Origin of the sequence: Mycobacterium marinum (assembly GCF_003391395.1) — a bacterium.
GTDB classification, from domain to species: domain Bacteria; phylum Actinomycetota; class Actinomycetes; order Mycobacteriales; family Mycobacteriaceae; genus Mycobacterium; species Mycobacterium marinum.
Map to the genome: position 1 here is coordinate 6,101,888 of NZ_CP024190.1, position 19,760 is coordinate 6,121,647.

The 19,760-nt window shown below is 69.0% G+C and carries 15 protein-coding genes; 12 read left to right on the forward strand and 3 right to left on the reverse strand.

Going from position 1 to position 19,760, the window contains the following annotated elements:
- Positions 1-30 precede the first annotated feature (30 nt).
- Genes fdnG through nrfD form a run of 3 tightly spaced genes read left to right on the forward strand, consistent with a single transcriptional unit; the run spans position 31 to position 5,080 of the window.
- A complete protein-coding gene (fdnG, locus tag CCUG20998_RS25955; RefSeq protein WP_117414873.1) occupies positions 31-3,225 on the forward strand; it encodes a formate dehydrogenase-N subunit alpha in 3,195 nt (1,064 codons plus the stop codon).
- Entirely contained in the window at positions 3,222-4,112 is an 891-nt protein-coding gene (locus CCUG20998_RS25960) for a 4Fe-4S dicluster domain-containing protein (protein WP_020730927.1), read from the forward strand. The genes fdnG and CCUG20998_RS25960 overlap by 4 nt, the downstream gene beginning before the upstream one ends.
- The gene (nrfD, locus tag CCUG20998_RS25965; RefSeq protein WP_103653969.1) at positions 4,109-5,080 is read left to right on the forward strand and encodes an NrfD/PsrC family molybdoenzyme membrane anchor subunit; all 972 of its coding nucleotides are present in this window, start codon (positions 4,109-4,111) and stop codon (positions 5,078-5,080) included. The genes CCUG20998_RS25960 and nrfD overlap by 4 nt, the downstream gene beginning before the upstream one ends.
- 10 nt (positions 5,081-5,090) lie before the next feature.
- On the opposite strand, the gene CCUG20998_RS25970 is transcribed toward nrfD, so the two are convergent.
- Positions 5,091-5,555, reverse strand: a complete 465-nt coding sequence (locus CCUG20998_RS25970; protein ID WP_020730929.1) for a GatB/YqeY domain-containing protein — start codon at positions 5,553-5,555, stop codon at positions 5,091-5,093.
- 117 nt (positions 5,556-5,672) lie between these two features.
- On the opposite strand from CCUG20998_RS25970, the gene CCUG20998_RS25975 reads away from it, so the two are divergent.
- From CCUG20998_RS25975 to CCUG20998_RS25995, 5 genes are read left to right on the forward strand one after another with little or no spacing between them, the layout of a single operon-like run.
- A complete protein-coding gene (locus CCUG20998_RS25975; RefSeq protein ID WP_020730930.1) occupies positions 5,673-6,917 on the forward strand; it encodes a hypothetical protein in 1,245 nt (414 codons plus the stop codon).
- 20 nt (positions 6,918-6,937) lie between these two features.
- Positions 6,938-7,588 (forward strand): DUF4129 domain-containing protein, encoded by a 651-nt coding sequence (locus CCUG20998_RS25980; RefSeq protein ID WP_011741896.1) that lies wholly within the window; start codon positions 6,938-6,940, stop codon positions 7,586-7,588.
- Positions 7,588-8,727 carry a DUF4350 domain-containing protein gene (locus CCUG20998_RS25985; protein WP_036456745.1) on the forward strand — a complete coding sequence of 380 codons (1,140 nt, stop codon included), beginning with the start codon at positions 7,588-7,590 and terminating at the stop codon, positions 8,725-8,727. Before CCUG20998_RS25980 ends, CCUG20998_RS25985 begins: the two co-directional genes overlap by 1 nt.
- Positions 8,622-9,701 (forward strand): AAA family ATPase, encoded by a 1,080-nt coding sequence (locus tag CCUG20998_RS25990; protein WP_373145733.1) that lies wholly within the window; start codon positions 8,622-8,624, stop codon positions 9,699-9,701. The genes CCUG20998_RS25985 and CCUG20998_RS25990 overlap by 106 nt, the downstream gene beginning before the upstream one ends.
- A complete protein-coding gene (locus CCUG20998_RS25995; protein WP_011741899.1) occupies positions 9,701-11,023 on the forward strand; it encodes a DUF58 domain-containing protein in 1,323 nt (440 codons plus the stop codon). The genes CCUG20998_RS25990 and CCUG20998_RS25995 overlap by 1 nt, the downstream gene beginning before the upstream one ends.
- Before the next feature lie 4 nt (positions 11,024-11,027).
- On the opposite strand, the gene CCUG20998_RS26000 is transcribed toward CCUG20998_RS25995, so the two are convergent.
- Entirely contained in the window at positions 11,028-12,020 is a 993-nt protein-coding gene (locus tag CCUG20998_RS26000) for a stage II sporulation protein M (protein ID WP_020730932.1), read from the reverse strand.
- Positions 12,021-12,124: 104 nt separating this feature from the next.
- Here CCUG20998_RS26000 and CCUG20998_RS26005 point away from each other — a divergent pair, with 104 nt between their 5' ends.
- From CCUG20998_RS26005 to CCUG20998_RS26015, 3 genes are all read left to right on the forward strand, one after another.
- Positions 12,125-13,030, forward strand: a complete 906-nt coding sequence (locus tag CCUG20998_RS26005) for an RDD family protein (protein ID WP_036456746.1) — start codon at positions 12,125-12,127, stop codon at positions 13,028-13,030.
- Positions 13,031-13,163: 133 nt separating this feature from the next.
- The gene (locus CCUG20998_RS26010) at positions 13,164-13,868 is read left to right on the forward strand and encodes a PadR family transcriptional regulator (RefSeq protein ID WP_012396718.1); all 705 of its coding nucleotides are present in this window, start codon (positions 13,164-13,166) and stop codon (positions 13,866-13,868) included.
- A 159-nt stretch (positions 13,869-14,027) separates the two neighbouring features.
- Positions 14,028-16,604 (forward strand): PE family protein, encoded by a 2,577-nt coding sequence (locus CCUG20998_RS26015; protein ID WP_116269165.1) that lies wholly within the window; start codon positions 14,028-14,030, stop codon positions 16,602-16,604.
- Positions 16,605-16,611: 7 nt separating this feature from the next.
- Here CCUG20998_RS26015 and glpK read toward each other — a convergent pair whose 3' ends face one another.
- A complete protein-coding gene (gene glpK / locus CCUG20998_RS26020) occupies positions 16,612-18,138 on the reverse strand; it encodes a glycerol kinase GlpK (RefSeq protein WP_103653939.1) in 1,527 nt (508 codons plus the stop codon).
- A gap of 134 nt (positions 18,139-18,272) precedes the next feature.
- Between glpK and CCUG20998_RS26025 the strand changes: the two genes are divergently transcribed.
- Positions 18,273-19,754 carry a glutamate-cysteine ligase family protein gene (locus CCUG20998_RS26025; protein WP_020730937.1) on the forward strand — a complete coding sequence of 494 codons (1,482 nt, stop codon included), beginning with the start codon at positions 18,273-18,275 and terminating at the stop codon, positions 19,752-19,754.
- Positions 19,755-19,760: the final 6 nt, after the last annotated feature.

The following is a 19,760-nucleotide window of genomic DNA, read 5'->3' on the forward strand; positions in this document are numbered from 1 at the left end:
CAGAGCCGGGGCGGGAGAAAGGTGGCGCTGATGAGCCGAAACAAGGACGTCGGCAAGTTGATCCAGTCCTGGCCGATCTACCGGCAGCTCACCGGCGCCGATCCGCTGGGGCGCGGCCAGGCCGCCCAGTCCAAACGGTCCGCGCAGCTGCAACCACGAACCGCATCCGCCGACGAGGTCGCGCATTCGGTGTGCCCGTTCTGCGCGGTCGGCTGTGCGCAAAAGGTGTACGTCAAGGACGGAAAAGTCGTTCAGATCGAGGGCAATCCGGATAGCCCCATCAGCCGAGGACGGCTGTGCCCCAAGGGATCCGCCAGCAAGCAGCTCGTCACCGGTGCGCAACGGGAAACCACGGTGCGTTACCGGGCGCCGTACGCCACCGAGTGGCAAGACCTCGACCTCGAAACCGCCATGGACATGGTGGCCGACCGGGTGCTGGACGCCCGCAGCAAGGGCTGGCAGGACTTCGATGCCGACCGGCACACCCTGCGCCGCACCCTGGGAATCGCCAGCCTCGGTGGCGCCACCCTGGACAACGAAGAGAACTACCTGATCAAGAAACTCTTCACCGCGCTGGGCGCACTGCAGATCGAGAACCAAGCCCGCATTTGACACAGCGCCACGGTTCCCGGTCTGGGAGCCTCCTTCGGTCGCGGCGGGGCGACGGACTACCAGCAAGACCTCGCCACCTCGGACTTCATCGTCATCATGGGTTCGAACATGGCCGAAGCCCATCCGGTGGGGTTCCAGTGGGTGATCGAAGCCAAGACACGCGGCGCCCAGGTCATCCACATCGACCCGCGCTTCACTCGCACCAGCGCGGTCGCCGACCGGCACGTGCCGCTGCGCGCCGGCAGTGACATCGCGTTCCTCGGCGGGGTGATCAACTACATCCTGTCCAACGATCTGGACTTCCGCGAATACGTGACCGCCTATACCAACGCGCCGTTCCTGGTCGGCGAGGACTACTGCGACGCCGAGGATCTCGACGGTCTTTTCAGCGGTTACGACCGCGCCAGCGCCTCCTACGATCCGGCCACCTGGCGGTACCAACCGGGCGATCACGCCGATCCGACGCTGCAGCACCCGCGCTGCGTCTACCAGATCCTCAAGCGGCACTACGCCCGCTACACCCCCGAGATGGTCGAGCGGGTCTGCGGGGTGCCGGCGCAGAGTTTCCTACAGGTGGCCCGGGCCTGGACGGAAAACTCCGGCCGGGAGCGCACCACCGCACTGGTGTACAGCGTGGGGTGGACCCAGCACTCGATGGGCGCCCAGTTCATCCGCGCCGGGTCGATCATCCAGCTGCTGCTGGGCAACATCGGCCGGCCCGGCGGGGGCATATTCGCGCTGCGCGGACACGCGAGCATCCAGGGTTCCACGGATGTGCCGACCCTGTTCAACCTGCTGCCGGGCTACCTGGACATGCCCCATGCCGGCCAGGCCACCCTGTCGGACTACCTGGACAACATCAAGAGCCGAAACCAAAAGGGCTTCTGGCACAACGCCGATGCGTACATGGTGTCCCTGCTCAAGGAGTACTGGGGCGAGCACGCAACCGCCGACAACGACTACTGCTTCGACTACCTGCCCAGGATCAACGGCGACCACAGCACCTACCGCACCGTGATGGACATGATCGACGGCAAGGTGTTCGGCTATTTCCTGCTCGGCCAGAATCCGGCCGTCGGATCCGCCCACGGCCGCATGCAGCGGCTGGGAATGGCCAACCTGGACTGGCTGGTGGTGCGTGACCTGGTGATGATCGAAAGCGCCACCTTCTGGAAGGAGGCGCCGGAGGTGGAGACCGGTGAGATCTCGCCGCAGACCTGCCGCACCGAGGTGTTCTTCTTCCCGGCGGCCTCCCACGTCGAGAAGGCCGGCACCTTCACCCAGACCCAGCGGATGCTGCAGTGGCGGGAGAAAGCCGTCGATCCGCCCGGCGACGCCCGCTCTGAGCTGTGGTTCTTCTACCATCTGGGCCGCAAGCTGCGCGAAAAGCTCTCCGGCTCAACCGATGAGCGCGACCGGCCACTGCTTCAGCTGGCCTGGGACTACGCCACCGAAGGTGACGAGCCGTCCGGTGAAGATGTGCTGCGCCACATGAACGGGATCGATCTGGGCAGCGGCCGGACCATCGACGGCTACCCAAGCCTGAAGGCCGACGGCAGCACCGCCTGCGGTTGCTGGATCTACTCCGGTGTCTACGCCGACGAGGTGAACCAGGCGGCGCGGCGCAAACCGCGCGACGAGCAGCGGCCCTATGAGAACGAGTGGGGTTGGACCTGGCCGTTGAACCGCCGGGTGCTCTACAACCGGGCATCCGCCGACCCGCAGGGCCGGCCGTGGAGCGAGCGTAAGAAGCTGGTGTGGTGGGATGCCGAGCTGGGCGAGTGGACGGGCCACGATGTGCCCGATTTCGAAAAGCACAAGCCGCCGGACTACCGCCCACCCGAGGGTGCCGTCGGCGTCCAGGCGCTGCGCGGCGATGACGCCTTCGTCATGCAGGCCGACGGCAAGGGCTGGCTGTTCGCCCCCAGCGGCCTGGCCGACGGCCCGCTGCCGACGCACTACGAGCCGCACGAATCGCCGGTACGCAACGCGCTGTATGCCCAGCAAGGCAACCCGACGCGAATCGTGTTCGGGCGCAAGGACAACCCATCCAACCCTTCCCCACCGGAAGCACACGGCGAGGTGTTCCCGTTCGTCTTCACCGCGGCCCGGCTGACCGAGCACCACACCGCCGGGGGGATGAGCCGTCAGCTGCCCTACCTCACCGAGCTACAGCCCGCGCTGTTCATGGAGGTGTCACCGGAGTTGGCACGCATGCGCGGGCTGACCCATATGGACTGGGCGCACGTGATCACCAGCCGCACCGCGGTGGACGCCCGGGTGTTCGTCACCGACCGGATGCGTCCGCTGCGCATCGAAGACCACGTGGTGCAACAGGTTTGGATGCCATACCACTGGGGCTACACCGGGCTGGTCGAAGGTGACGTGGTCAACGATCTACTCGGGGTGGTCTTGGACCCCAACGTTTTCATCCAGGAGAGCAAGGTCGCCACCTGCGATGTCCAGCCCGGCCGGCGCCCCCGCGGACCGGCATTGCTGGACTACATCGCCGAATACCGCCGCCGGGCCGGGATTACCACGGAAACCGGCACGCATCTGGACACCACCCGCGACGACGGGATCGCGCACCCGGATCCGGAGGAAAGCCCATGAGCAGCAACAGCTTCTACGGCCCGCTCGATGATCCCGCCGGCGACGGCGGATACACCGACCATCCACCCCGAGTGGGATTCTTCACCGACACCTCGATTTGCATTGGTTGCAAGGCCTGCGAGGTGGCTTGCAAGGAATGGAACGAGGTTCCCGACGACGGCTTCAATCTGTTGGGGATGTCCTTCGACAACACCGGGATGCTGGGGGCCAGCACCTGGCGCCACGTCGCATTCATCGAACAGGCTCGCCCCCCGGTAGATCTCGGGGTTCCGAAGTTCGAGCGGCCCGGGCAGGCGAGCGGCCCGCAGGACCGCACCGATTTCCGCTGGTTGATGAGCTCGGATGTGTGCAAGCACTGCACCCACGCGGGTTGTCTGGACGTCTGCCCGACGGGCGCGTTGTTCCGCACCGAGTTCGGCACGGTCGTTGTGCAGCAAGACATTTGCAATGGATGCGGCTACTGCGTGTCGGGCTGCCCTTATGGAGTCATCGAGCGGCGCGAGGGCGACGGACGGGCCTGGAAGTGCACGCTGTGCTACGACCGGCTACGCGACGGTCTGGAACCGGCATGCGCTAAGGCCTGCCCCACCAACTCGATTCAGTTCGGCCCGCTAGAGGAACTGCGCGAGCGCGCCACACACCGCGTCGAGCAGCTACACGACCGCGGGGTGCCCGAAGCCCGGCTCTACGGCCATGACCCCAACGACGGGGTCGGCGGCAACGGCGCCTTCTTTCTGCTGCTCGACGAGCCGGAGGTCTACGGGTTACCCCCGGACCCGGTGGTGCCCACCCGGGACACGCCGGCGATGTGGCGCTACGCCGGAATGGCGGCGTCGGCCCTGGTTGCGATCGCCGTGTCGGCGTTCGCCGGGCGAGGGCGGCCATGACGGGCGGCCGGGGCAGCCGGGAGCAGCTCGCGGTGCCGCGGGCGCAATTCCGTTCCTACTACGGGCGCCCGGTACTCAAGACACCCGCCTGGGAGTGGAAGATCGCCGCCTACCTGTTCTCCGGAGGTCTGTCGGCGGGTTCGGCGCTGCTGGCCGCGGGAGCCGATCTCAACGGCCAACCGGCACTGCGCCGGGTGAGCAGGGTCGGTGCCCTGGCCAGCATCGCGGCCGGCTCCTACTTCCTGATCGCCGATCTGGGCCGCCCACAACGGTTTCACCACATGCTGCGGGTGGCCAAGCCGAGTTCGCCGATGAGCGTGGGGACCTGGATCCTGGCCGCCTACGGGCCCGGCGCCGGGCTGGCCGGGGCCGCCGAGCTGATGCCGGCGCGGCTACGGCGCACCTGGCCCGGCGCGCTGCTGGCCCGGTTGGCCCGGCCCGCGGGCCTGTCGGCGGCCGCGGTGGCTCCCGGTGTCGCGTCCTATACCGCCGTGCTGCTGTCCCAGACGGCAGTCCCGGCCTGGCACGAAGCCCATCCGTACCTGCCCTTCGTCTTCACCGGCTCGGCCGCGGCCAGCGGCGGCGGATTGGGCATGCTGCTGGCACCGGTCGCCGGAGCCGCTCCGGCACGGCGGATGAGCGTCGCGGGTGCGGTGCTGGAGGTGGCGGCGTCGCGGCTGCTCGAGCGGCGGCTCGGCCTGGTCGGCGAGGCCTATACGACAGGGCCGGCGCACCGGACCCGCAAGTGGGCCGAATACCTGACCGTCGGCGGGGCGCTGGGCACGCTCGCCGCGGGCCGCAACCGCCTTGGCGCCGCGCTGTGCGGCCTGGCCCTGCTCACCGGCAGTGCGCTGCAGCGGTTCGGGGTGTTTGAGGCCGGGGTGGAATCCACCCGCGATCCCAAGTACGTGGTGGTGCCCCAGCGCGAGCGGGTCAACACCGGCCGGGCCGCGCGCGGCGGGAGTTGAGCCAGGCGCGCTACAGACGTTCTTTGACCGCGGTGGAGAGCCGGGCGCCGTCGGCCTTGCCCTCGGCGATCTCGGTGGCGACCTTCATGACCATCCCCATCTGCTTCATGTGGGGCCGTTGTCCCAATTGCTCGGCCACCTGAGCGATGGCGGTGTCGACGACATCGGCCAATTCCGCCTCGGTGAGCGGAGTCGGCAGGTATTCGTCGATGATTCGTGCCTCGGCGTGCTCGTTGGCAGCCATCTCGCCACGCCCGTTCTGGGTATAGATCTCGGCGGCCTCACCGCGTTTGCGGGACTCGCGGGCCAGCACCTTGAGCACCTCGTCATCGCTGAGCTCTTTGGCCTGCTTGCCGGAGACTTCCTCGGTTTGAATCGCGGCCAGCACCATACGCAACGTCGCTGTACGCAACTTGTCCTGCGACTTCATCGCCTTGGTCAGATCCGACCGGAGCCGGGATTTGAGTTCCGCCATGGGAGAAACGCTACGCGCCAATGGGCGGGGCGCCCGACACTACATGCCTACATTGAGAATTACCCCAACCGCCGACAGGATGGAGCACATGACCATCGACGACAGCCGCTGCACCCGGTGAGCACGCTGCCGCCGCCGGGATATCCGGTCGAGCCGAATTCGGGATCTCCCGGGTACGAAGCAGCCGGCTACCCGCCATCGGGGTATGCCGACCCACCGCCGGCCTACGGACCACCACCCGCCTACGGACCACCACCCGGCTACGGGGCACCACCACCCGGCTACGGGGCACCACCACCCGGCTACGGGCCACCGCCTCCGGGCTACGGGCCGCCCCCCGGTTACGGGCCGCCGCCTCCGGGCTACGGGCCGCCGCTGGTTCCCGGCGCCGTCAAACCCGGGATCATCCCGCTGCGCCCCTTGACGTTGAGCGACATCTTCAACGGCGCGGTCGGCTACATCCGGGCCAATCCGAAAGCGACGCTCGGCTTGACCGCCATCGTCGTGGTGGTCATGCAGGTCATCACATTGCTCGCCACGATCGGCCCGCTGGAAGCCGCCAGTCGCTTCGACACTCACCCGTCCGAGCTGAGTTGGGGCGTGGTGGGCGCGTGGACCGGCTCCGCGGCGGCCGGCCTGCTGGTGAGCTGGCTGGGTGGCATGCTGCTCAGCGGAATACTCACCGTCGTCGTCGGGCGGGCCGTATTCGGGTCGCCGATCACCATCAGCGAAGCCTGGGCCAGGGTTCGTGGGCGGATCCTGGCGCTGATCGGCCTGGCGCTGCTGGAAGGCGCCGGACTCGTTGCGCTCGCGGGCCTGGTGGTCGTCATCCTGGTCGGGGTGGCCGCCGCCGCCAACGGAGCGACCGCGGCACTGCTGGGCTTCCCGCTGGTGCTGCTGGTCGGGTTGCTGGTGGCCTACCTGTACACGGTGCTGATGTTCGCGCCCGTGCTGATCGTGCTGGAGAGGCTGCCGCTGGTCGACGCGATCACGAGATCGTTTGCGCTGGTAACCGGCGGCTTCTGGCGGGTTCTGGGCATCCGGCTGCTGACCGCGATCGTGGTCGGCCTGGTTGGTGGCGCGATCTCGGCGCCGTTTGGCATCGTCGGCCAGATACTGCTGGGGGCCACCGCGAGCGAGGGTTCCACCGGTATGTTTCTGGTGGGCATGACCCTGTCGTCCATCGGCTCGGCGATCAGCCAGATCATTACCGCGCCATTCACCGCCGGGGTTGTCGTGCTGCTTTACACCGACCGGCGGATGCGGGCCGAGGCATTCGATCTGGTTCTGCAAACCGGGGCCGCCGGCGGCCCCGCCGCCGTGGAGTCCACCGACAACCTCTGGCTCACCCGGCCGCTCTAATGGACTCGTGAGGACGGACAGTGCCTTCCATCGACATCGACCGCGATGCCGCGCACCAGGCCGCACAGCGCGAACTCGATAAACCCATCTATCCCAAGAGTTCGTTGTCCCAGCATCTCAACGACTGGATCAACGAGTTGCTGTATCGACTGTTGGAGAAGGGCTCGTCGGTGTCCGGTGGCTGGTTCACCATCACCGTATTGGTAATCCTGCTGGTGATCGCCGTGGTTGTCGCGATCAACATCGCACGTCGCACCCTACGTACCAATCGCGGCGGCGATTACCAGCTCTTCGATGCCGGCCAACTCACCGCCGCCCAGCACCGGGCCACGGCGCAAGGTTATGCCGCCGACGGCAATTGGGCCGCGGCGATCCGGCACCGGCTGCGCGCGGTCGCCCGCGAATTGGAGGAAACCGGTGTGCTCAACCCCGCGCCCGGGCGCACCGCCAACGAGTTGGCCAACGATGCCGGCGATGTGTTGCCGTATCTGGCCGGCGAATTGGCGCAGGCGGCGGCCGCCTTCAATGACGTGACCTACGGTGAGCGGCCCGGCACCGAAGCCGCCTACCAGCTGATCGCCGACCTCGACGACCACTTGCGCTCACGTTCCACCGCATCGCCGAGCGTGGGGCGGCCCGCCCCCAGCGACTCCTGGGCGCAGGTCCGATGATGCCCGCACGCGCCGAGTCGGCGCACGCCCCCAGCCGGCAACGCAAACCATGGCGTGGCGTGCTGCTCACCCTGGCCGCGGTCACCGTCATCGCCTCGATTGCCACCTACCTGACCGCGCCGCGCCCCGGCGGCACGATGGACCCGGAATCGACCAGCGGCTCGGGTGCTCGTGCGCTGGTGACACTGCTGCGCGAAGGTGGGGTCGAGGTGGTGGTCGCCAACACCGTCGCCGACGTCGAGAACGCGGCACGGGCCGACACGCTGCTACTCGTGGCGCAAACCCAGTACCTGGCCAACAACGCCCTACTCAACCGGCTCTCACGCGTCCCCGGCGACCTCTTGCTGGTGGAACCCACGGCGCGCACCCGCAGGGTGCTGACGCCGAAGCTGCGCGTCGGTGCCGCAGAGACGCTCGCCATCCGGCCGGATTGCCCACTGCGTGAAGCTGATCGAGCCGGCACGGTGCGTTTTGGGCCGAGCGACGCGTATCGGGGCAAGGGCGAACTCGCGATGATCAGTTGCTACGGCGGGGCATTGGTTCGCTATCAGGACGTCGGGCGAACCGTCACCGTGGTGGGCAGCAATCACTTCATGACCAACGACGGATTGCTGGAGCAGGGCAATGCAGCGCTGGCGATGAACCTCGCGGGCGCCCGGCCCCGTCTCATCTGGTACGCACCTCACCTCGTCGAGGGTGAAACATCATCTCCCAGTTCGCTTTCCGATCTCATCCCGGCCAACGTCAGCTGGATCGTCTGGCAGCTGTGGCTGGCCGTGATCTTGGTGGCGCTGTGGAAGGGCCGCCGGATGGGCCCCCTGGTGGCCGAGGAGATGCCCGTGGTGGTGCGGGCATCGGAGACGGTCGAGGGGCGCGGCCGGCTGTACCGATCCCGTCGGGCCCGCGATCGCGCCGCGGATGCGCTGCGCACCGCGACATTGCAGCGGCTACTGCCCCGACTCGGCATCGGCTCCAGCGCGGACCCGCAGGCGGTCGCGATCACCGTTGCCCAGCGCAGCGGCGCCGACGCGGGATACGTCTGGTATCACCTGTTTGGCCCCCCACCGGCGGACGACCACGATCTACTGCAGCTTGCTCGCGCACTCGACGACATCGAAAGGCAGGTCACTCACTCGTGACACATCCGGCTCCCACCCAGTCCCCGACCGCGGATCCGGCCCGCGAAGCATTGCTGGGATTACGTGCCGAGATCGCCAAGGCCGTGGTCGGCCAGGAGGGGGTGATCAGCGGCTTGGTGATCGCGCTGCTGTGCCGGGGCCACGTACTCCTGGAAGGCGTCCCCGGGGTGGCGAAGACGCTGATGGTCCGCGCCCTGGCCGCCGCGCTGCAGCTGGAATTCAAGCGGGTGCAGTTCACTCCCGACTTGATGCCCGGTGACGTCACCGGTTCGCTGGTCTACGACGCGCACAGTGCGGAGTTCGCCTTCCGCCCTGGCCCGGTGTTCACCAATCTGATGCTCGCCGACGAGATCAACCGCACCCCGCCCAAGACGCAGGCGGCGCTGTTGGAGGCGATGGAAGAGCGCCAAGTCAGTGTGGAGGGCCAGGCCAAGCCGCTGCCGGACCCGTTCATCGTGGCCGCGACGCAGAACCCCATCGAATACGAGGGCACCTATCAGCTGCCCGAAGCCCAGCTCGACCGTTTTCTGCTGAAGCTGAACGTGGGTCTGCCCTCGCGGGAGTCCGAGATCGCCATCCTCGGCCGCCACGCACACGGCTTCGATCCCCGCGACCTGTCCGCGATCAAACCGGTGGCCGGCCCGGCCGAGCTGGCCGCCGGGCGCGAGGCCGTCAGCCGGGTGCTGATCGCCGACGAGGTGCTGGGCTACATCGTGGACATCGTGGGAGCCACCAGGTCCTCCCCCGCCCTACAGCTGGGTGTGTCACCGCGTGGCGCGACCGCACTGCTGGGCACCGCCCGATCTTGGGCGTGGCTATCCGGACGCAACTACGTGACCCCCGATGACGTGAAGGCCATGGCTCGCCCGACGTTGCGCCACCGGATCATGTTGCGCCCGGAGGCCGAGCTCGAAGGCGCCACCCCCGACGGGGTCCTGGACGGAATTCTGGCCTCGGTTCCGGTGCCCCGCTAGTGATCCTGACCGGACGAACCGGACTGATGGCGCTGATCGGCGTGCTGCCGATCGCGCTGTCCCCCTGGCCGCCACGGGCTTTCGGAATGCTGCTGCTGGCATTGGCGGTGGCGGTGGCCATCGACGTCGCGCTGGCGGCCAGCCCCCGCAAGTTGAGCTACACGCGCGGCGCGAATAGCTCGATCCGGTTGGGCCAGCCCGCCGATGCCGCCCTGGTGATCCACAATGTGGGGCGCCGCCGGTTTCGCGGCCTGGTCCGCGACGCCTGGCCGCCCAGTGCGCGTGCCCAACCCCGCACCCACCCGATCAATATCGCCGCCGGTGAGCGCCAGCAGGTGAACACCGCGCTGCAACCGGTGCGCCGCGGTGACCAGCACTGCGCCGCCGTCACAGCCCGCTCGATCGGGCCGCTGGGCTTGGCCGGGCGGCAGCGTTCCCAGGTGGTGCCGGGCCAGGTCCGGGTGCTGCCGCCGTTCCTGTCCCGTAAACACCTGCCGTCGCGGCTGGCCAAGCTGCGTGAGATCGACGGATTGTTGCCCACGCTGATCCGCGGGCAGGGCACCGAATTCGATTCGCTGCGTGAATACGTTGTCGGCGATGACGTGCGATCGATCGACTGGCGCGCCTCCGCCCGCCGCGCCGACGTGATGGTCCGCACCTGGCGCCCGGAGCGCGATCGACGCGTAGTGCTGGTGCTCGACACCGGGCGCATGGCGGCGGGCCGGGTTGGTGTGGACCCGACCGACGCCGATCCCGCGGGGTGGCCGCGACTGGATTGGTCCATGGATGCCGCGCTGCTGTTGGCCGCACTGGCGTCACGGGCCGGCGATCACGTCGACTTTCTCGCCCATGACCGGGTGAGCCGCGCGGCGGTGTTCGGCGCATCGCGCACCGAACTGTTGGCCCAGCTGGTCGACGCGATGGCCCCGCTGCAGCCGGCGCTGGTCGAATCCGACTGGCGGTCAATGGTTGCCACGATTGCGCGGCGGACTCGCCGGCGCTCCTTGGTGGTGTTGCTGACCGACCTCAACGCGACGGCCCTCGACGAAGGCCTGCTGCCGGTGCTGCCACAGCTATCGGCCAAACACCAGGTGGTGGTGGCCGCGGTCGCCGACCCTCGGGTCGATCAACTGGCCATCGGGCGTTCCGACGCGGCGGCAGTGTATGACGCGGCCGCCGCCGAACGCGCCCGAAATGACCGGGGCACAATCGCCGCTCGCCTGCGCCGCAGCGGCGTGGAGGTCGTCGACGCGCCGCCCACCGAAATTGCGCCGGCACTCGCCGATCGCTACCTGGCGATGAAAGCGACCGGCCGGCTGTAGGGGTTCAGCCGGTGGGCACCACGTCGGGTGCGTCCTCGATATCACCGGTCTCTCCGGCTTTGGCCGCGCGGCGGCCGAAGTAGACGATGTAGCCCAAGAACGCCGCCTCGGCCATGACGCCGATGGCGATCCGGACGAAGGTCGGCAACGGGGCCGGCGTCACCATGGCCTCAATCAGCCCGGATACCAACAGCACACCCACCAGACCCACGGCAACCGACACCACCCCGCGGCCCTGCTCGGCAAGAACCTGCCCGCGCGGCCGGTCGCCGGGCGAAATCACCGACCAGCCCAGCCGCATCCCAACCGCACCGGCCAGGAAGACCGCCGTCAACTCCAGCAATCCGTGCGGAATCAGCAGGCCCAACAGCACCCCGCCCTTGCCGGCCGCAAACATCAGGCCCGCGATCACTCCCACGTTTGCCGCATTCTGAAACAGCACCAGCGGGATGGGCACCCCCAACACCACCGACATCGCAATGCACTTGGCGGCCACCCAGGAGTTGTTCACCCAGACCTGCAGCGCAAACGCGGTCGCGGGGTGGTCGCTGTAGTAGGACTCGACGTCGTGGTTGACCAATTCGTGGATCTCAGCGGGGGTTCCGATGACGGACTGCACCTCGGGGCTACCGGCAACCCAGAACCCGACGAGCGCCGCCACCGCGAAGAATGCCACCGCCGTCGCCAACCACCAGCGCCAGGCACGGTAGGCCACCACCGGAAAGGACACCGTCCAGAACCGAACAAACGTGCTACTCAGCGGCGAGTGCGCACCGGTGACCGCGGCGCGGGCACGCGCAACCAGACTCGAGAGCCGGCCGGTCACCAACGGATCCGACGACACCGACCGCAGTATCGACAGGTGCGTGGATACCCGCTGATAGAGCTCAACGAGTTCATCGATCTCGGCGCCGGTCAGCGAGCGACGTTTTTTGACTAGGTGGTCGAGCCGGTCCCAGGTGGCGCGGTGGGTCAGCAAGAACGCGTCGACATCCACCCGCGCAGCCTATCCCGCCGGGGGTTCGCCCAGGTCACGGCGGGCATCCGGCGCGACACCGGCAGCCATCCCGCGGGATCGGGCTGCCTGTACCGTTCCCAGGTATGTCGGAGGTGGTAACCGGGGACGCGGTGGTGCTGGACGTGCAGATCGCCCAGCTGCCGGTACGCGCGGTGAGCGCGATCATCGACATGACCGTGATGTTCATCGGCTACATCATGGGGTTGACGCTGTGGGCAGCCTCGCTGAGCGAACTCGACGAAGCATTGACCATCGCGTTCCTGATCATCTTCACGGTGCTGGTGCTCGTCGGTTATCCCGTGATCATGGAAACGGCGACCCGGGGCCGTTCGTTGGGCAAGATCGCCATGGGCCTGCGCGTGGTGTCCGATGACGGCGGCCCAGAACGCTTCCGCCAGGCACTGTTTCGCGCGCTGGCGGCGGTGGTGGAGATCTGGATGCTGCTGGGCAGCCCGGCCGTGATCTGCAGCATGCTATCGCCGAAAGCCAAACGTGTCGGTGACATCTTCGCCGGCACAATCGTCGTCAGCGAGCGCGGCCCCCGGCTGGCGCCACCGCCGGCCATGCCACCGACCCTGGCCTGGTGGGCATCGTCGCTGCAGCTCTCCGGCCTCAGCGCGGGCCAGGCCGAGGTCGCGCGCCAATTCCTTTCCCGAGCGCCACAACTGGATCTGCGGTTGCGCCACCAGATGGCCTATCGCATCGCCGGGGACGTGCTGTCCCACATCGCCCCGCCACCGCCGCCGGGCACGCCTCCACAGCTCGTGCTTGCCGCGGTACTCGCCGAGCGACACCGCCGCGAGCTGGCCCGGCTGCGCCCCGCGGGAGCAGGCGCGCCCCCGGGATGGCCGCCGCAGACCCCGCCGGCTCCGGTTTGGTGGCCCGGCCAGCCCGCGCCCCAGCCCCAAACCCAGCCCCAGTTCGCACCCGACCCGGCCCCGAGCCCGCCGCAGGGCCCCGTCGGCGGCGGGTTCTCGCCACCGAGCTGACGACGCGCGCAATCCAGGTCGGCCGGCCGATCCGGGCATTGCCTTACGTTCGATCACGATATATCGTGATGTGTATTCGATATACCAGTCGCTCATCGTGGCGACCTTCCAAAAGACACGTAAGGAACACAACATGAACAACCTGTTCACACCCCCCGGCGGACCGTTCGGCCCGCGACCCGGGTTCGGCTTCGGACCCGGACCGGCACAGCGGCGTGCCCTACACAGCGCCAGGCGGCACGCCCGGCGCGAATTCTTCGAACACCTCCGCGACCACGATGCCGACCATGACGGACCGCTCGGGTTCGGCGGCGGGTTCGGCCCCGGCTTTGGCCCCGGGCTCGGTTTCGGATTCGGCCCCGGTGGCGCACGAGGCGGTGGGCGCCGCGGCGGCCCCGGCCGTGGACGGCGCGGTGACGTGCGCGCGGCCATCTTGGTGCTGTTGAGCGAACAGCCCATGCACGGCTACGAGATGATCCAGCAGATCGCCGACCGCAGCAACGGCCTGTGGCGCCCCAGCCCCGGCTCGGTGTATCCCACCCTGCAGTTGCTCGATGACGAGGGCCTGATCGCGGCCAGCGCATCCGATGGCAGCAAGAAACTTTTCGAGCTGACCGAACAGGGACGCGAGGCCGCCGACAAGATCGAAACCCCACCGTGGGATGAGATCGCCGAAGGTGTCGACCCGGCACACATCAACCTGCGCACGGCGATGCGCCAGCTGATCGGCGCGGTTATGCAAACGGCCCACGCCGCCAGCCCCGAGCAGCAGCAACGCGTCATCGACATCATCAACAACGCGCGCCGGGAGATCTACGGCATTCTCGGCGAGGAGTGATCACTACCATCCGGTTGGTTACTCAACCAACTTAAATATCGCAAACATCTATGAAAACCGGGATTCCCCAACCCAGATCGGATTACGTCTGATTCGCTGACTGTAACGCGAATGATTGGGCGCCAGTTGGATCGTGCGCCCGTTTGGGGAGGGATTCACTTGTCCTACGTGATGGCGGTTCCCGAGATCATCGAGGCCGCGGCCGCGGACCTGGCCGCGCTGCGCTCAACGCTCAGCGCGGCCAGCACAGCCGCGGCCTCTCAAACCACGCAGATCGTGGCTGCAGCCGAGGATGAGGTGTCCGCGGCGATCGCGACCGTGCTCTCCAGCCACGGCCAGGGCTATCAGGTGCTCAGCGCGCGGGCTCTGGAATTCCATACCCGGTTGGCCCAAGCGCTGTCCGCAGGCGCGGGCGCCTATTCCGGAGCGGAGGCCGGCAGCGCCGGATTGCTCGCCGCAGTGAACGAGCCCATTGCGGCGTTGACCGGCCGTCCCTTGATCGGCAACGGCGCCAATGGGACCCCCGGTCTGGGTACCGATGGGGCGCCTGGCGGCTGGCTGATCGGTAACGGCGGGGCCGGTGGGTCGGGCGCCGCGGGTTCCGCCGGCGGGGCCGGCGGGGCGGCCGGGCTGATCGGCGCCGGTGGCGCCGGCGGGGCCGGCGGCAGCTCAACGGGTGGCGCCGGCGGCACCGGCGGCGCGGGTGGCGCCGGCGGATGGCTATTCGGCCCGGGCGGGGTCGGTGGGGCCGGCGGCAGCTCCACCAGCGCCGGCGGCGCCGGAGGTGTTGGCGGGGCCGGCGGGCTCTTCGGCGGCGGCGGGCTCGGCGGGGCCGGCGGCGCCGGTGTCAGTGCGAGCGGTGGAGCCGGTGGCGCCGGTGGCGCCGGCGGGGCGTTGGCCGGGTTTCTCGGCGCCGGCGGCGGCGACGGTGGTGCCGGCGGGTCCGGCGTCAATCACGAGGGCGGCGCCGGCGGCGCTGGCGGGGCGGGCGGACTGATCGCCGGAACTGGCGGCAACGGTGGGGCCGGCGGCACCGACGCATACAGCCGAGGCGGGGCCGGCGGTGCCGGCGGCGACGCCGGGCTGCTGTTCGGCAGCGGCGGGGCCGGCGGGACCGGCGGAACAGGCGGCACCGACATGTCTGACAGTGGGGGTGCCGGCGGGGCCGGCGGCAATGCCGGGCTGCTGTTCGGCAGCGGCGGGGCCGGCGGGGCGGGCGGCGCGGCCGTCGCCCTCAACGACGTCGGAGGTGCCGGAGGAGCCGGCGGCAACGCCGGGCTGTTCGGCAACGGTGGGGTCGGCGGAGTCGGTGGCGTCGGCGCCGGCGACGGCGGGGCCGGGGGCCGGGCCGGCCTGGTGATCGGCAACGGCGGCGCCGGTGGCGCCGGTGGCGAGAGCTTCGGTTTCGGTGCGGGCGTCGGTGGCGCCGGCGGCAACGGCGGCAACGGCGTGCTGATCGGCAACGGCGGCAACGCCGGCACCGGCGGCACCGGCCTGAGCACCGGCAGCACGGGCGCCGGCGGAATCAGCGGCCTGCTGCTGGGACTGGACGGCTTCAACGCACCGGCAAGCACTTCGGCACTACACAACCTGCAGCAACAAGCCCTCGGCGTGATCAACGAGCCCACCCAGGCGCTCACCGGGCGCCCACTGATCGGCAACGGCACCCCGGGTGCGGCCGGAAGCGGGAACGACGGCACACCCGGCGGCTGGCTACTCGGCGACGGCGGCGCCGGCGGATCCGGCGCCGCCAACACCGGCGCTAGCGGCGGGGCCGGCGGCGCCGCCGGTTTGCTGGGCACCGGCGGTACCGGCGGGGCGGGCGCGCGCCTCGCGGGTGGCGCGGGCGGGACCGGAGGGGCCGGCGGAGCCGGCGGCTGGCTACTCGGTGACGGCGGAGGCGGCGGAGGCGGCGGTACTGCCGGAGGCGGCGGAGCTTCGGGAGGTACCGGCGGAACCGGTGGGGCCGGCGGACTATTGAGCGCCGGCGGGGCCGGTGGGGTCGGTGGGGCCGGGTTCAACGACGGGGGCGACGGCGGGGCCGGAGGAAGCGGCGGGCCGCTCGGCGGGCTGGTCGGTGCCGGCGGTGGCGCCGGCGGCAACGGCGGGGCCGGCTTTGGCGGCACCCCCGGTAACGGTGGGGCCGGCGGCGATGCCGGCCTGCTCGGCGGACCGGGCGGGACCGGTGGGGCGGGCGGCTACAACACCAGCGGACCCGGGGGCAACGGTGGGCCCGGCGGCAACGCCGGGACGTTGTTCGGCAGCGGCGGCGGCGGCGGGAACGGCGGATCCGGCTACAGCGGAATTGGCGGGGCCGGCGGGACCGGCGGCGGTGCCGGGCTGGTGTTCTCCGACGCCGGCGCCGGCGGGTTCGGCGGATTCGGGTCCACCGCCGGCGGGACCGGCGGAACCGGGGGCAACGCCGTGTTGCTGGGCGGCGGCGGAGCCGGCGGTGCCGGCGGAATCAGCTTTACCGGTGCCGGAGGCCAAGGCGGGGCGGGCGGCACCGGTGGGCAGTTGTCAGGCAACGGCGGCAGCGGCGGCACCGGTGGCGAGGGCGACTACGTCGGCGGCGCCGACAGCGGCGGGGCCGGTGGGGCCGGCGGCAACGCCGGACTGATCGGTGACGGTGGCAACGGCGGCAACGGCGGCAGCGGCGGCACCCCGGGCAGTCCCGGCGGCGGCGGCACCGGCGGAGCGCTGATTGGCCGAGACGGGGTCGACGGCTCGCCGTAACCGGCCGCTAGGACACGTCGACCCAGTCCAAGGTCCGCTGCACGGCCTTGCGCCACCCGGCATATCCGGCGGCACGCTGGTCATCGGTCCACTGCGGCGTCCAGCGCTTGTCCTCTTGCCGGTTGGCCCGCAGGTCCGACGGATCGGCCCAGAAACCGACGGCCAGCCCCGCCGCATCGGCGGCGCCCAGCGCGGTGGTCTCGGCGACCACCGGCCGCACCACGTCCACCCCGAGCACGTCGGCCTGGATCTGCATGCACAAGTCATTGCTGGTGATGCCGCCGTCGACCTTGAGCACCTCGAGTCGCACGCCCGAGTCGGCTTCCATGGCGTCCACCACATCGCGGCTCTGGTAGCAGATCGCTTCCAGCGTCGCGCGAGCCAAGTGGGCGTTGTTGTTGAACCGCGACAGCCCCACGATCGCCCCGCGCGCATCGGAGCGCCAATAGGGTGCGAACAGGCCCGAGAATGCCGGCACGAAGTACACCCCGCCGTTATCGGAAACCTGCCGGGCCAGCGCCTCGCTCTGCGAGGCGCCACTGATGATGCCCAGCTGATCGCGTAGCCACTGCACCGCGGAGCCGGTTACGGCTATCGACCCTTCCAGCGCGTACACGGGTTTGGCACCGCCGAATTGGTAGCACAGGGTGGTCAGCAGGCCGTTGCTGGATCGCACGATGGTCTCGCCGGTGTTCAGCAGGAGAAAGTTGCCGGTGCCGTAGGTGTTTTTCGCCTCGCCCGCGTCCAGACACACCTGGCCGACCATGGCCGCGTGCTGGTCGCCGAGCATGCCGGTGATGGGCACCTCACCTCCGACCGGACCGGTGTCCTGGGTGATGCCGTAGGGCTGCAGCGGCGACGACGGCTCGATCGCGGGCAGCATCGCGCGGGGGATGGAAAAGAACGACAGCAGCTCGTCGTCCCAGTCCAGGGTTTCCAGGTTCATCAGCATGGTCCGGCTGGCGTTGGTCACATCGGTGACGTGCACGCCGCCGCGCGGGCCGCCGGTCAAGTTCCACAGCACCCAGGTGTCCGGGGTACCGAAGAGGGCATCACCGCGTTCGGCGGCGGCGCGCACCCCGTCGACGTTCTCCAGAATCCACTGCAGCTTGCCGCCCGAGAAATAGGTCGCCGGGGGCAATCCCGCTTTGCGGCGGATCACGTCACCGCGACCGTCACGGTCCAGCGCTGAAGCGATGCGATCGGTGCGGGTGTCCTGCCAGACGATCGCGTTGTAGTAGGGCCTGCCGGTTCGCTTGTTCCACACCAGCGTGGTTTCACGTTGATTCGTGATTCCCAGTGCGGCAAGATTTTTCGGCGACAACTCGGTGGCGTTGAGCACCGACATCAGCACCGAGGCGGTGCGTTCCCAGATTTCCACCGGGTTGTGTTCCACCCAGCCGGCGCGGGGCAGGATCTGCTCGTGCTCGAGTTGGTGACGGGCGATCTCGGCGCCTTGGTGGTCGAAGATCATGCAGCGGGTGCTGGTGGTGCCCTGGTCGATGGCTGCTACAAAGTCAGGGGAATCGGCCACTGCTCTCCTCGGGTGACATCGAACACTGGATGTAATCGTCCATGATGGTCTATCGGGGCCTCGGGCCAGCCGAAGACCGGTGGTAAACGGGCTGACACTTGCGCTGCAGACGCTAAACCGGTTGCATCGGCCTAGTGGGCGAAGAGGTCAAGCGCACCACGTATGACCGCGCACACCGGCGGGAATACCGGCGCAAACTGCAACTATGTGTCGACGTCGTCGAGACGATGCTGGCACAGAGCGGCTTCGATGACGACGAAGCGCTCACCGGCATGGAGATCGAGTGCAACCTGGTCGACGGCGACTATCAGCCCGCCATGTCGAATCGGTATGTGCTGGACGCGATCGCCGACCCGGCCTATCAAACCGAATTGGGCGCGTTCAATATCGAGTTCAATGTGCCGCCCCGGCCGCTTCCCGGCGATACCGGCCTGCAGCTGGAAAAGGAGGTAAGGGCCAGCCTCAACGCTGCCGAGCAGAAGGCGAACTCCGGCGGCGCCCACATCGTGATGATCGGCATTCTGCCCACGCTGATGCCCCGGCACTTCGCGCAAGACTGGATGAGCGAATCGACCCGCTACAGCGCACTCAACGACTCCATCTTCGATGCCCGCGGCGAGGACATCCCGATCAATATCTCGGGCCCGGAGCCATTGAGCTGGCGGGCGGCATCCATTGCCCCCGAATCCGCTTGCACCAGTATGCAATTGCATCTGCAGGTGTCGCCCGACGATTTCGCGCCCAACTGGAATGCGGCCCAGATGCTGGCCGGACCGCAGCTGGCGCTGGGCGCCAACTCACCCTATTTTTTCGGCCACCAGCTGTGGGCCGAGACGCGGATCGAGGTTTTTACCCAATCCACCGACACCCGGCCGGAGGAGCTCAAGACGCAGGGGGTGCGCCCCCGGGTGTGGTTCGGCGAACAGTGGATCACCTCGATCCTTGACTTGTTCAAGGAAAACGCCCGCTACTTTCCGTCGCTGCTGCCCGAGGTGTCCGACGAGGATCCGGTCGCCGAGCTTGCGGCCGGCCGGGCCCCGCAACTCGCCGAATTACGCCTGCACAACGGCACGGTGTACCGCTGGAATCGGCCGGTGTATGACGTCGCCGACGGGCGGCCACATCTGCGGTTGGAGAACCGCGTGTTGCCCGCCGGACCGACCGTCATCGACATGCTGGCCAATTCGGCGTTCTACTACGGTGCGCTGCGCACCCTGGCCGAGGCCGACCCCCAACCGTGGACCAAGATGAGTTTTGCTACCGCACAAGACAATTTCTTGACCGCGGCCCGGTATGGGATCGACGCCCGGCTGCACTGGCCGGGATTGGGTGAGGTGACCACACAGCAACTGGTGTTGGGCACGTTGCTGCCGATGGCACATGAAGGACTGCAGCGATCCGGTGTCGCCGACGAGGTGCGGGAGCGGTTCTTGGGCGTCATCGAAGCCCGCGCCGAGAGCCGCCGCAACGGGGCGAGCTGGCAGGTGGCCACCGTGGCCGCGCTGCAGGACCGGGGGATGAACCGCGATGACGCGCTGGCCGAAATGCTGCGCCGCTATTGCGAACACATGCATGCCAACGAGCCGGTACATACCTGGCCGATTGAGCGCGAGTAGGTTGGC